Genomic DNA, 12,574 nt, shown 5'->3' on the forward strand with positions numbered 1-12,574 from the left:
CGGGACAGCGAGCCTGCGGCATTACATCCAGCCAGGACAAAACAAAAAGGCGGCCCGAAGGTCGCCTTTTTCATTACCGCAGAAGCATCAGCTCTTCTTGCGTACGTACAGCACCAGATTGTGATCGACGAGCTCGAAGCCGTGCTCCTTGACGATTTCCTTCTGGCGCTTCTCGATCTCGGAATCGAAGAACTCGATCACCTCACCGGAATCGACACAGACCATATGGTCGTGGTGACCGCTGTCAGCAAGCTCGAACACGGCATGGCCGCCATCGAAGTTGTGACGCACCACCAGGCCAGCGGCCTCGAACTGAGTCAGCACGCGGTATACGGTGGCTAGGCCAACGTCTTCGCCCGCTTCCATCAGCGCCTTGTAAACATCCTCCGCACTCATGTGGCGGTGCTCGGCGTTATCGAGCATCTGCAGGATTTTGACCCGTGGCAGAGTCACCTTCAGTCCAGCTTTGCGCAGTTCGTTATTTTCAACCATGGTCTGCTTTCTCATGGATGCTGCTTCGCAGCACCCTTCAATACGGGTATGATCCGGGGTTCAAGTTGCCCAAGATAGTGGAAGTCACCCTCCGATGCAAAAAACCAAGCTCTTGCTGACCAGCCTGTCGCTGACCGGGCTCTTCGCACTCGCCGGTTGTTCATTCCCCGGGGTTTACAAGATCGACATTCAACAGGGCAATGTCGTGACACAGGACATGATAGACCAGCTGCGCCCTGGAATGACCCGGCGCCAAGTGCGGTTTATCATGGGCAACCCGCTGATCACCGACACCTTCCATGCCGATCGCTGGGATTACCTGTACAGCATCCAGCCAGGCGGCGGTCAACGCCTGCAGGAGCGCGTCAGCCTGGTGTTCGACGGCAGCGACCAACTGGTCGGCCTGGCCGGCGATTTCATGCCTGGCGTCAGCCGTGATCAGGCGATCATGGGTGAAGGCAGCGACACCAGCAGTGCCCAGCCGCAAGCCAAACCGCAGGAAGACACCCCGCCAGCGCCCGGTTCCCTGCTGGAACAGATCCAGCGCGAAGTGGATCAGGTCGAGACCGTCCCGGTTCCGACCCCCGAGCCGCTGGATACCGATCCGCAGTAACAAGCGGACACGAAAAAGCCCGGACGAGTCCGGGCTTTTTTCATATCTACCCTCTGCCGAACGGTCTTGCAGTAATCAGGCTGGCTCCCCGCCGTCTTCCCGCGCCTTGGCTTTGGCTGCACGCTGCTTGCGCACTTCTTTCGGATCGGCAATCAGCGGCCGATAGATCTCGACTCGCTCCCCTTCCTCCAGCACTCGATCTTCCGGCTTGCTTACCGCCTTGCCGAAAATACCCAACGGCGCCTGGCCGAGGTCCAGTTCAGGGAAGAACTGCTGCATGCCTGAGCGCAATGCCGCTTCCCGCACCGTCGTGCCAACCGGCACCGACAGGCGCAGGAGCTTCTGCCGCTCAGCGAGGGCATAGACCACCTCGATAGCGATACTGGGCTTATCCATACAACTGCTTGGCTCGCTGGCAGAAGGCGTCGACCATGGTGTTGGCCGCCTGGTTGAACAACGGGCCCAGCGTGGCGCGCACCAGAGGCCCGGCGTAGTCGAAGGTCAGGTCCAGGCTGATCTTGCAGGCCTTGTCGCCCAGCGCCTTGAACTCCCAGATGCCATTGAGGCTGGTGAACGGCCCCTCCTGAAGATTCATCTCGATGCGCTGCCCGGGCAGCAGCACATTACGCGTGACGAAGCGCTGGCCGATACCGCCCTTGGCCACTTCGAGGCTAGCCAGCATGTGCGTCTCGCTGGCTTCCAATATTTCACTGGCGCTACACCAGGGCAGAAACTGCGGGTAGCTGGCCACATCGTTAACGAGGTCATACAGCGCCTGCGCCGGATAAGGCAGCAACGCCGAGCGCTGGATTCGAGTAGTCATTTACTTGCTCAGCTCCGCGATGAATACGATCAGCACGCCGATTGGCGCCACGACGCGAATCAGCCAGAGACACAGATTGAACAGCAGCGGGCTTCTGATGGCCAACTCTTCGCGCACGGCGTCGCGATGCAGTACCCAGCCGGCGAACAGGGCGAAGGACAACCCGCCCAGTGGTAACAGAATACGGCTGGTGAGGTAATCGATGCTGTCGAAGAAGGTCTTGCCGCCCTCGGCGCCCCACTGCAGCAGATGGAAGCCATCCTCGGCGAAGACGAAGAACTTGGCATCAGCCCAGAGGTTGAACGAGAGCACCGTGCCCATGCCGAAAACCCAGCAGAACAGAGCCAGTACAGCGGTTACCTGGGTACGGCTGCGCCCGGTTTTTTCGACGAAGTAGGCCACGGCCGGCTCCAGCATGGAGATCGACGAACTCCAGGCAGCGACGGCTACCAGCACGAAGAAGATCAGCCCCATCACCTGGCCGAAAGCGATATTGCCGAAGGCGATCGGCAGCGTGACGAACATGAGCCCCGGCCCACCGCCCGGTTCCAGGCCTGCAGCAAACACGATGGGGAACAGCGCCATACCGGCGGTCAGCGCCACCAGCGTATCGAGCAGGCCAACGGTCAGTACCGTGGCGCCAATCGACGCCTTCTTCGGCATATAGGCGCCGTAGACCATGATCGAGCCGACGCCGACACTCAAAGTAAAGAACGCATGGCCCATGGCAGCGAGAATGCCGTCCTGCACCTTGCTCGGATCGAAATGGAAGAGAAAGTCGAAGCCTTCGCGGAAATGCCCGGTGGTGAAGCTGTACCCCAGCAGTACCAGCAGCAGCACGAACAGCAGCGGCATCATGATGCGCAGGCTGCGCTCCAGTCCGGCCACCACACCTTTAGCGATGACGAATGCGGTCCCCAGCATGAACAGGCTGTGCCACAGGGTCAGCCGCCACGGGTCGGAGGTCAGGCCACCAAACGCCGCACCGGCACCATCGGCGCTGATACCGGTAAAGTCGCCGCGGCCCATGCCAAGGATGTAATCCAGCGACCAGCCCGCCACTACGCTGTAGAAGGACAGGATCAGCAGTGCGGCGACCATCCCCATCAATGCCGCCAGCGACCAGCGCTTCGATGCCCCGGCCTCGATCGCCAGGCTCTTCATCGCGTTGACCGGGCTCTGCCGACCGCGGCGACCGATCAGGGTCTCCGCCAGCATGATCGGCACGCCCACCAGGGCGATGCAGAACAGGTACATCACGACGAACGCACCGCCGCCGTAGACGCCCGTCATGTAGGGAAACTTCCAGATATTGCCGAGGCCTACGGCCGAACCGGTGGCTGCCAGAATGAACACCCAACGACTGGCCCACGCACCATGAATTGAAACTTTGTCGCTCGCCATTGTCGCCAAGACCCCAGACTGCGGGAAAAAAGATCGCGCATTGTCGGAGATTAGCGACATGGGCTCAAGTTTGGCTCGGTAAAGCCCCATGGCGCAGGCGCGGGCGACTCCCTATAATGCGCGCCCTATGGCTAAGCAAAAGAAACATCCTCAAGGCACCATCGCGCTGAATAAAAAAGCGCTGCACGATTACTTCGTCGAACAGAAGTTCGAGGCGGGCGTCGCCCTGGCCGGCTGGGAAGTGAAAAGCCTGCGCGCCGGCAAGGCTCAACTGGTCGACAGCTATGTGCTGCTCAAGGACGACGAGGCCTGGCTGATGGGTGCACATATCACCCCGCTGAAAACCGCCAGTACTCACGTCATCGCCGATCCGATTCGCACGCGCAAGCTGCTGCTGAACAAGCGCGAACTGGACAAGCTGTTCGGCGCCGTGCAGCAAAAAGGCTACACCTGCGTCGCTTTGTCGCTGTACTGGAAGCAGCACCTGGTCAAGTGCGAGATCGCCCTGGCCAAGGGCAAGAAGGACTTCGACAAGCGTCACGTCGAGAAAGAGCGCGACGCCAATCGCGAAGTCCAGCGCGCCATGCGCAGCAAGGGCAAGGACGAGTAAGCAGGCACTCCAGCGACCGCGATGATGCCTGGCATCATCGCCGCTGCACAGGGTTCTACAGCCCTTGCCGTCGTTGCGCGCGCGCCACGCGCTGGGCTTCCAGCTGAACTTCCGAAAGCACTTCCTGCACATAATCGATGTGCTGGTTGGACAGATCGCGCGCGTCTTCCGCACGCCCTTCGATGATGGCCTCGTACAACGCGCGGTGCTGACCGATCAGCATGTCGCGCGTCTCTTCGCGCTGGGCATACATGCCGCCGATGTTGGTCACCACGTTGCGCTTGAGCAGATCGAACAGCCCGCGAATCGTGTGCAGCAGAACGGCATTATGACTGGCCTCTGCAATCGCTAGGTGGAAACGCGCATCGGCAGCGCCCTCCTCTGCACGCGTAACCTTGCCGGCCCGCGTATAGCAATCCTGCAACGCCTCGAACGCCTCGGTCAGGCGCTGCCGGTCGATCTCGGTCGCTCGCCGGGCCGCATAGTAGGCGCAAGAGCCTTCCAGCGTATGGCGAAACTCCAGCAGATCGCGCTGCGCATCCTCCTTGTTCTCCAGCAACTGCAGCAGCGGATCGCTGAAGGTCGAGCCAAGTGTTTCGGCCACGTAGTTGCCGCCACCCTGGCGGCTGACCAGTAGCCCCTTGGCCACCAGCTTCTGGATCGCTTCACGCAGGGACGGGCGGGAAACGCCGAACTGCTCTGCCAGCGCTCGCTCGGCGGGCAGCCTCTCGCCGGCACGCAAGGTGCCTTCGAGAATCATCGTCTCCAGTTGCGCAACGATGTCATCGGAGAGACGTCGCTGCCGCACCAAACCTACTTCCATCACCCGCATCTCCATTGGTTTGACCAGCCCTCAAGCCTCATGGCGCAAGCCTATAGCGCCCATCCTGACTGAACAAGCCAGCACTATACGACCAAAGTCTTAGCATCTCGATTTGACAGCCTATTGAGCAACTTTTAACCTGAGCCCGCTACTTTGTAAATTGGTCTTACCAATTTAACCAACAAGAACAACAAACCATCGAGGTCTCGCCATGACAGCCCTACGCGCTGCACGCCTGTTCGATAACGCCTCATCCCTGCCGCGCCAGACGCGCGCTCGTGTGGAGTAAGCCCCAATGTCCAACGGAATTCTCGCCCTGCTGGCGTTCTCGCCGATCCTGCTGGCTGCCATCCTGCTGATCGGCCTGCGCTGGCCGGCCAAACACGCCATGCCGCTGGTCTACCTACTCACTGCCGCGGTCGGCCTGTTCGCCTGGGACATGACCCTCAACCGCGTTCTCGCCTCCACGCTGCAAGGCCTGCTGATCACCCTTGGGCTGCTGTGGATCATCTTCGGCGCGATCCTGTTGCTGAACACCCTCAAGCACTCCGGCGGCATTACCGCGATTCGCGCAGGGTTCACCACCATCAGCCCTGACCGCCGCATCCAGGCAATCATCATTGCCTGGCTGTTCGGCTGCTTCATCGAAGGCGCCTCGGGCTTCGGCACACCGGCCGCCATCGCTGCCCCGCTGCTGGTCGCCATCGGTTTCCCGGCCATGGCCGCCGTGCTGATGGGCATGCTGGTTCAGAGCACGCCGGTATCCTTCGGTGCCGTCGGTACGCCGATCATCGTCGGTCTCAATACCGGCCTGGACACTGCCACCATCGGTGCACAGCTGGTCGAGCAGGGCTCGTCCTGGGCGCAGTTCCTGCAGTTGATCACCAGCGAAGTGGCGATCATTCACGCCACCGTGGGCGTGGTCATGCCGGTCATCATGGCGATGATGCTGACCCGTTTCTTCGGCCAGGAGAAAAGCTGGAAAGCCGGTCTGGAAGTGCTGCCGTTCGCCATCTTCGCCGGCCTGGCCTTCGTCGTGCCATACGTCTTCACCGGCGTATTCCTCGGCCCGGAATTCCCCTCGCTGCTAGGCGGCCTGATTGGCCTGGCGATCGTCACCAGTGCCGCACGCTTTGGCTTCCTGGTACCGAAGAACACCTGGGACTTCGCCCCGGCCGACAAGTGGCCGAGCGAGTGGCTGGGCACCGTCGAGATGAAACTGGACGAGCTGACCGCCAAACCGATGAGCGCACTGCGCGCCTGGCTGCCCTACGTACTGGTCGGCGCCCTGCTGGTGGTCAGCCGCGTGTTCCCGGAAGTGGGTAACGCATTGAAGGCTGTGGTGGTTAACTTCCCCGACCTGCTCGGCGAGGCCGGCGTCAGTGCCAACTTCCAGCCGCTCTATCTGCCCGGCGGCATTCTGGTCGCCGTGGTTCTGGCCACGTTCTTCCTGCATGGCATGAAGGCACGCGACCTGGGCAAGGCGGTGAAGGAATCCTCCAGCGTGCTGCTCAGCGCCGGTTTCGTGTTGCTGTTCACCGTGCCGATGGTGCGTATCCTGATCAACTCCGGCGTCAACGGTGCCGAGCTGGCCAGCATGCCGATCCTCATGGCCCGCTGGGTAGCCGACAGCGTGGGTGGCATCTACCCGCTGCTGGCGCCGAGCATCGGCGCCCTGGGCGCCTTCATCGCCGGCTCCAACACCGTCAGCAACATGATGTTCAGCCAGTTCCAGTTCGGCGTCGCCAGCAGCCTGGGTATCTCCAGCGCGCTGATCGTCGCGGTCCAGGCCGTGGGCGCTGCAGCCGGCAACATGGTGGCGATCCACAACGTGGTTGCGGCTTCGGCCACCGTTGGCCTGCTCGGCCGCGAAGGCAGTACCCTGCGCAAGACCATCTGGCCGACGCTGTACTACGTGCTGTTCACCGGCATCATCGCGATGGTCGCGATCTACGTGCTGGGTGTCAGTGATCCGCTGGTGCACTGACTCTCGTCACCCGAAAGCGCCCCGGCCACGCTGGGGCTCTTGCCGTCAGGCTACGCTTCCCCTTTTTAGCAACAGGATGAGCCCATGATCATTTCTGCCTCCACCGACTATCGCGCCGCCGCTCAACGCAAGCTGCCGCCCTTCCTGTTCCACTATGCCGATGGCGGCGCCTATGCCGAGCACACCCTGCGCCGCAACGTCGCCGACCTGTCGGACATCGAACTGCGCCAGCGCGTGCTGAAGAACATGTCCGAGCTGGACCTCTCCACCGAGCTGTTCGGCGAGAAGATGTCGATGCCGGTAGGCCTGGCGCCGGTCGGCCTGACCGGCATGTTCGCCCGTCGCGGCGAAGTGCAGGCAGCCAAGGCGGCGGCGGCCAAGGGTATTCCCTTTACCTTGTCCACCGTGTCGGTGTGTCCAATCGAGGAAGTGGCGCCGGCCATCGATCGGCCGATGTGGTTCCAGCTCTATGTGCTGAAGGATCGCGGCTTCATGAAGAACGCCCTGGAGCGCGCCAAGGCCGCCGGCTGCTCGACCCTGGTATTCACCGTCGACATGCCCGTGCCCGGCGCTCGCTACCGCGATGCCCATTCCGGCATGAGCGGCCCGAACGCGGCGCTGCGCCGCATGCTGCAGGCGATGACTCATCCACAGTGGGCTTGGGATGTCGGCCTGCTGGGCAAGCCGCACGACCTCGGCAACATCTCTGCCTACCGCGGTAACCCAACCGGCCTGGCCGACTACATCGGCTGGCTGGGCGCCAACTTCGATCCGTCGATTTCCTGGAAGGACCTGGAATGGATTCGTGACTTCTGGGATGGTCCGATGGTGATCAAGGGCATCCTCGACCCCGAAGACGCCCGCGATGCCGTGACCTTCGGCGCCGACGGCATCATCGTTTCCAACCATGGTGGTCGTCAGCTCGACGGCGTACTGTCCAGCGCCCGCGCGCTGCCGGCCATCGCCGACGCGGTCAAGGGCGACCTGAAGATTCTCGCCGACTCCGGGATCCGCACCGGCCTGGATGTGGTGCGCATGATTGCTCTCGGCGCCGACACCGTGCTGCTTGGCCGCGCCTTCCTCTACGCACTGGCCGCTGCCGGTGGTGCCGGCGTGAGCAACCTGCTCGACCTCATCGAGAAGGAAATGCGTGTGGCCATGGTGCTGACCGGTGCCAAGTCCATCGCCGAGGTCACCTCGGACCTGCTGGTAAAGGAGCGCTGATCCAATGACTGCCGCCGTCCCCACAGCTGTCACTGGTGATGCCCTGCTGGGCCAGATGCGCCAGATCGTCGGAGCCAGCCACGTGCTGACCGATGAGCAATCGACACGGCGCTTTCGCAAGGGCCACCGTACGGGTGAGGGCAATGTGCTGGCGGTGGTACGCCCAGGCTCGCTGCTGGAGCAGTGGCGCATCCTGCAAGCGGCGGTGGCGGCTGATCGCATCGTCATCATGCAGGCGGCCAATACTGGTCTGACCGGCGGTTCCACCCCGGACGGGGCCGATTACGACCGCGAGATCGTACTGATCAGTACCCTGCGCATCACTGGCGTACAGCTGATCAACGATGGCCAGCAAGTGGTGTGCCTGCCCGGCGCGACTCTGGACCGCCTCGAGCAGGCCTTGGCGCCACTGAACCGCGAACCGCATTCGGTGATCGGCTCGTCCTGCATCGGCGCCTCGGTGCTCGGCGGCATCTGCAACAACTCCGGCGGTGCCCTGGTGCGCCGCGGCCCGGCCTACACCGAGCTGGCGCTCTACGCGCAGGTGAAGGATGACGGCTCGCTGGTGCTGGTCAATCACCTGGGGATCGAGCTGGGCGACAGCCCCGAGGAAATCCTCACCCGCTTGCAGAACGGCGACTACACGCCGCAGCAGGTGCGCAACGAGGAGCATGCCAAGGCTTCCGACGCGCGCTACGGCGAGCACGTGCGCGATGTCGATGCCGACACCCCGGCGCGCTTCAACGCCGACCCGTCGCGTCTGTTCGAAGCCTCCGGCTCGGCCGGCAAGCTGTGCCTGTTCGCCGTGCGCCTGGATACCTTCCCGAAGGAGCCGAGCACGGTGTTCTACATCGGCAGCAACGACCCGCACGACCTCACCGAAGTGCGCCGTCACCTGCTGGCCAAGCTACCGCGTCTACCGATTGCCGGGGAATACATCCACCGCACCGCCTTCGACATCGGCGAAAAATATGGCAAGGACACTTTCCTGGTGATCGACAAATTCGGCACCGCCAAAGTGCCGGCCGCCTTCGCCATGAAGAGCCGGGTCGACGGTTTCTTCGAGCGCTTCGGGCTGCGCGGGGTGACCGACAAGGTAATCCAGACGCTGATGAACCTGCTGCCCAGCCACCTGCCCGCGCGCATGCGTGAGTACCGCGACCGCTTCGAGCACCATCTGCTGGTGCGGGTATCGAACGACACCCTGGAGCAGACCCGTGCCTTCCTGAGCGAGTACTTCAGCGGCAGTACCAGTGGCGCCTTCTTCGAGTGCGACGCCGAGGAGGGGCGCAAGGCCTTCCTGCATCGCTTCGCCATCGCTGGCGCCGCGATTCGCTACCGCGAGGCGCACCGCAGCAGCGTCGAGGATATCCTCGCCCTGGACATCGCCCTGCGCCGCAACGACCGCGACTGGGTCGAGACACTACCGCAGGAGATGGAAGAGCAGATTATCCACAAGCTCTACTACGGGCATTTTTTCTGCCATGTGTTCCATCAGGACTACATCGTCAGGAAGGGCATCGACCCGATCGAGATGGAGCACCGCATGTGGAAGCTGCTGGACGCGCGCCGCGCCGAGTACCCGGCCGAGCACAACGTCGGCCACCTGTACGTAGCCAAGCCGGCGCTGGCCGGCTTCTACCGCGAACTGGACCCGACCAACACCTTCAACCCCGGCATCGGCCATACCTCGAAGAAGAAGCATTGGGGTGGTTGTTGCTAAGACGCTGAAGCCGCTATTACGGATGTGGGAGGCGCTTCAGCGGCGACGTTCGCGGCTGAAGCCCCTCCCACAATAGCTACGCTGCACCGTATAGCCCGGATGCAATCCGGGAAGATCTGACACGACTCCCCGGATTTCATCCGGGCTACAAAAGCAAAGGCCCGCCAATTTAGCGGGCCTTGGTGTTTACGCAGCAGCCGATCAGGCGAAGACGATCTCCTCGCCCTCGACCTTGGCCTTGACCTTCGCACCAGGCGCGAAGTCGCCAGCCAGGATGCGCTGTGCCAGCGGATTCTCGATCCAGCGCTGGATCGCACGCTTGAGCGGACGTGCGCCATACACCGGGTCGTAACCGACGGCGATCAGCTTGTCGAGCGCCTCCGGGGTCAGCTCCAGACTCAGATCGCGCTCGGCCAGGCGGCCACGCAGACGCTGCAGCTGAATCTCGGCAATACCGGCGATCTGCTCGCGGCCCAGCGGCTCGAACACCACCACCTCGTCGATACGGTTGATGAACTCGGGGCGGAAGTGGCTGCCCACCGCATCCATCACCGCGGCGCGCTGTGCTTCCTTGTCGCCGACCAGTTCCTGGATCTGCGCAGAGCCGAGGTTGGAGGTCATCACGATCACGGTGTTCTTGAAGTCGACGGTGCGGCCGTGGCTGTCAGTCAGACGGCCATCTTCCAGCACCTGCAACAGCACGTTGAACACGTCGGGGTGAGCCTTTTCCACCTCGTCCATCAGCACGACCGAGTAGGGTTTGCGACGCACCGCCTCGGTCAGGTACCCACCCTCCTCGTAACCCACGTAGCCGGGCGGTGCCCCGATCAGACGGGCGACGCTGTGCTTCTCCATGAACTCGGACATGTCGATGCGCACCAGCGCTTCCTCGGTGTCGAAGAGGAACTCGGCCAGCGCCTTGCACAGCTCGGTCTTGCCCACCCCGGTCGGGCCGAGGAACAGGAACGAGCCGCTCGGCCGGTTCGGATCGGCCAATCCTGCACGGGAACGGCGCACGGCGTTGGCCACGGCCACCACCGCTTCGTCCTGACCGATCACCCGCTGGTGCAACAGGCCTTCCATCTTCAACAGCTTCTCGCGTTCGCCTTCGAGCATCTTGCTCACTGGGATGCCGGTCCACTTGGATACGACTTCGGCGATCTCCTCGTCGGTGACCTTGTTGCGCAGCAGCTGGTTCTCGCTCTTGCCGTGCTGGTCGACCATCTGCAGGCTGCGCTCCAGATCCGGAATCACACCGTACTGCAGCTCGGCCATGCGATTGAGGTCGCCCTTGCGCCGCGCAGCCTCAAGCTCGGTCTTGGCCTGCTCGATCTTCTGCTGGATCTGCGCCGAACCCTGCACCTCGGCCTTTTCCGACTTCCAGATTTCTTCCAGGTCGGCGTATTCCTTCTCCAGCTTGGCGATGTCTTCTTCCAGCTTGACCAGGCGCTTCTTGGTCGCCTCGTCGTCTTCCTTCTTCAGTGCCTCACGCTCGATTTTCAGCTGGATCAGGCGACGATCCAGACGATCGAGTTCCTCCGGCTTGGAGTCGATCTCCATACGAATGCGGCTGGCCGCCTCGTCGATCAGGTCGATGGCCTTGTCAGGCAACTGGCGGTCGGTGATGTAGCGATGGCTGAGCTTGGCCGCAGCGATGATCGCGCCATCGGTGATGGTCACGCCGTGGTGCACCTCGTAGCGCTCTTTGAGGCCACGCAGGATGGCGATGGTGTCCTCTTCGCTCGGTTCGTCGACCAGCACCTTCTGGAAGCGACGCTCCAGCGCGGCATCCTTCTCGATGAACTGGCGGTACTCATCCAGTGTGGTCGCGCCGACGCAGTGCAGTTCACCACGAGCCAGGGCCGGCTTGAGCATGTTGCCAGCGTCCATGGCACCCTCGGCCTTGCCGGCCCCGACCATGGTGTGAAGCTCGTCGATGAACAGGATGATGCGCCCTTCCTGCTTGCCCAGTTCGTTGAGCACCGCCTTCAGGCGCTCCTCGAACTCACCGCGGAACTTGGCACCGGCGATCAGCGAGCCCATATCCAGCGACAACAGACGCTTGTCCTTGAGGCCATCGGGCACCTCACCGTTGACGATGCGCTGGGCCAGGCCTTCGGCGATGGCGGTCTTACCGACGCCGGGCTCACCGATCAGTACCGGGTTGTTCTTGGTGCGGCGCTGCAGCACCTGGATGGTGCGGCGAATCTCGTCGTCACGGCCGATCACCGGATCGAGCTTGCCATCCTCGGCACGCTTGGTCAGGTCGACGGTGTACTTGTCCAGCGCCTGGCGCGACTCCTCGACGTTGGGATCATTCACTGCCTGGCCGCCGCGCAGGTTGGCGATGGCGTTTTCCAGCGCTTTCTTCGACACGCCCTGGCCGAGCAGCAGCTTGCCCAGCTTGGTGTTCTCGTCCATTGCGGCAAGCAGCACCAGCTCACTGGAAATGAACTGATCACCCTTCTGCTGTGCCAGACGGTCGGCCTGGTTGAGCAGGCGCGCCAGATCTTGCGACAGGTTGATGTCACCGGTGGGGTTCTGCAGCTTGCCGAGCTGGTCCAGCTCGCGGGTCAGGCCCTGCCTCAGGCTATTGATGTCGAAGCCGACCTGCATCAGCAGCGGCTTGATCGAGCCGCCCTGCTGCTCCAGCAAGGCTTGCATAAGGTGCAGCGGTTCGATGGCGGCGTGGTCCATGCCCACGGCCAGGGATTGGGCGTCGGAAAGTGCAAGTTGCAACTTGCTGGTCAAACGATCGATACGCATATGTCCTTCCTCCATAGTGGCAGGCCGGGACAACATCCCCGAAAAACGAAACCTGCCGAGATGCAGACTAGATAAGGACGATTACGCCGTATTCAAGAGACGACGACTT

The 12,574-nt window shown here is 62.5% G+C and carries 11 protein-coding genes; 5 read left to right on the plus strand and 6 right to left on the minus strand.

What is annotated here, in order from left to right:
- Window positions 1–87: 87 nt before the first annotated feature.
- Window positions 88–492 (minus strand): ferric iron uptake transcriptional regulator, encoded by a 405-nt coding sequence (gene fur / locus EL191_RS18845; protein WP_013717010.1) that lies wholly within the window; start codon window positions 490–492, stop codon window positions 88–90.
- Between the two features lie 94 nt (window positions 493–586).
- On the opposite strand from fur, the gene EL191_RS18850 reads away from it, so the two are divergent.
- Window positions 587–1,105, plus strand: coding sequence for an outer membrane protein assembly factor BamE (locus tag EL191_RS18850; protein WP_013717011.1), 519 nt, complete (start codon window positions 587–589; stop codon window positions 1,103–1,105).
- A gap of 75 nt (window positions 1,106–1,180) precedes the next feature.
- Here EL191_RS18850 and EL191_RS18855 read toward each other — a convergent pair whose 3' ends face one another.
- From EL191_RS18855 to EL191_RS18865, 3 genes are read right to left on the minus strand one after another with little or no spacing between them, the layout of a single operon-like run.
- Window positions 1,181–1,501: an RnfH family protein gene (locus tag EL191_RS18855; protein ID WP_017363683.1), complete on the minus strand. Its 321-nt coding sequence runs from the start codon at window positions 1,499–1,501 to the stop codon at window positions 1,181–1,183.
- A complete protein-coding gene (locus tag EL191_RS18860; RefSeq protein WP_017363682.1) occupies window positions 1,494–1,928 on the minus strand; it encodes a type II toxin-antitoxin system RatA family toxin in 435 nt (144 codons plus the stop codon). Before EL191_RS18860 ends, EL191_RS18855 begins: the two co-directional genes overlap by 8 nt.
- Entirely contained in the window at window positions 1,929–3,332 is a 1,404-nt protein-coding gene (locus EL191_RS18865) for a sodium-dependent transporter (protein WP_026042229.1), read from the minus strand.
- Between the two features lie 127 nt (window positions 3,333–3,459).
- On the opposite strand from EL191_RS18865, the gene smpB reads away from it, so the two are divergent.
- Window positions 3,460–3,942 carry an SsrA-binding protein SmpB gene (gene smpB, locus EL191_RS18870; protein WP_013717015.1) on the plus strand — a complete coding sequence of 161 codons (483 nt, stop codon included), beginning with the start codon at window positions 3,460–3,462 and terminating at the stop codon, window positions 3,940–3,942.
- 55 nt (window positions 3,943–3,997) lie between these two features.
- Here smpB and EL191_RS18875 read toward each other — a convergent pair whose 3' ends face one another.
- Window positions 3,998–4,765, minus strand: coding sequence for an FCD domain-containing protein (locus EL191_RS18875; RefSeq protein ID WP_013717016.1), 768 nt, complete (start codon window positions 4,763–4,765; stop codon window positions 3,998–4,000).
- A 295-nt stretch (window positions 4,766–5,060) separates the two neighbouring features.
- Between EL191_RS18875 and EL191_RS18880 the strand changes: the two genes are divergently transcribed.
- The 3 genes from EL191_RS18880 to dld all read left to right on the plus strand — a co-directional run bounded on the left by EL191_RS18880 (window position 5,061) and on the right by dld (window position 9,699).
- The gene (locus EL191_RS18880) at window positions 5,061–6,752 is read left to right on the plus strand and encodes an L-lactate permease (protein ID WP_041980691.1); all 1,692 of its coding nucleotides are present in this window, start codon (window positions 5,061–5,063) and stop codon (window positions 6,750–6,752) included.
- An 84-nt stretch (window positions 6,753–6,836) separates the two neighbouring features.
- On the plus strand, window positions 6,837–7,976 hold the full coding sequence (gene lldD, locus EL191_RS18885) for an FMN-dependent L-lactate dehydrogenase LldD (RefSeq protein ID WP_041980690.1): 1,140 nt from the start codon (window positions 6,837–6,839) through the stop codon (window positions 7,974–7,976).
- Between the two features lie 4 nt (window positions 7,977–7,980).
- Window positions 7,981–9,699 carry a D-lactate dehydrogenase gene (gene dld, locus EL191_RS18890; RefSeq protein WP_041980689.1) on the plus strand — a complete coding sequence of 573 codons (1,719 nt, stop codon included), beginning with the start codon at window positions 7,981–7,983 and terminating at the stop codon, window positions 9,697–9,699.
- A 201-nt stretch (window positions 9,700–9,900) separates the two neighbouring features.
- Here dld and clpB read toward each other — a convergent pair whose 3' ends face one another.
- The gene (gene clpB / locus EL191_RS18895; protein WP_041980688.1) at window positions 9,901–12,465 is read right to left on the minus strand and encodes an ATP-dependent chaperone ClpB; all 2,565 of its coding nucleotides are present in this window, start codon (window positions 12,463–12,465) and stop codon (window positions 9,901–9,903) included.
- Between the last annotated feature and the right edge of the window lie 109 nt (window positions 12,466–12,574).

Origin of the sequence: Pseudomonas mendocina (genome assembly GCF_900636545.1) — a bacterium.
Taxonomy (GTDB): Bacteria; Pseudomonadota; Gammaproteobacteria; order Pseudomonadales; family Pseudomonadaceae; genus Aquipseudomonas; species Aquipseudomonas mendocina.

Coding starts and splice junctions, on each gene's coding strand:
- fur (WP_013717010.1), bottom strand. CDS start 492: ATGGTTGAAAATAACGAACTGCGCAAAGCTGGACTGAAGGTGACTCTG.
- EL191_RS18850 (WP_013717011.1), top strand. CDS start 587: ATGCAAAAAACCAAGCTCTTGCTGACCAGCCTGTCGCTGACCGGGCTC.
- EL191_RS18855 (WP_017363683.1), bottom strand. CDS start 1,501: ATGGATAAGCCCAGTATCGCTATCGAGGTGGTCTATGCCCTCGCTGAG.
- EL191_RS18860 (WP_017363682.1), bottom strand. CDS start 1,928: ATGACTACTCGAATCCAGCGCTCGGCGTTGCTGCCTTATCCGGCGCAG.
- EL191_RS18865 (WP_026042229.1), bottom strand. CDS start 3,332: ATGGCGAGCGACAAAGTTTCAATTCATGGTGCGTGGGCCAGTCGTTGG.
- smpB (WP_013717015.1), top strand. CDS start 3,460: ATGGCTAAGCAAAAGAAACATCCTCAAGGCACCATCGCGCTGAATAAA.
- EL191_RS18875 (WP_013717016.1), bottom strand. CDS start 4,765: ATGGAAGTAGGTTTGGTGCGGCAGCGACGTCTCTCCGATGACATCGTT.
- EL191_RS18880 (WP_041980691.1), top strand. CDS start 5,061: ATGTCCAACGGAATTCTCGCCCTGCTGGCGTTCTCGCCGATCCTGCTG.
- lldD (WP_041980690.1), top strand. CDS start 6,837: ATGATCATTTCTGCCTCCACCGACTATCGCGCCGCCGCTCAACGCAAG.
- dld (WP_041980689.1), top strand. CDS start 7,981: ATGACTGCCGCCGTCCCCACAGCTGTCACTGGTGATGCCCTGCTGGGC.
- clpB (WP_041980688.1), bottom strand. CDS start 12,465: ATGCGTATCGATCGTTTGACCAGCAAGTTGCAACTTGCACTTTCCGAC.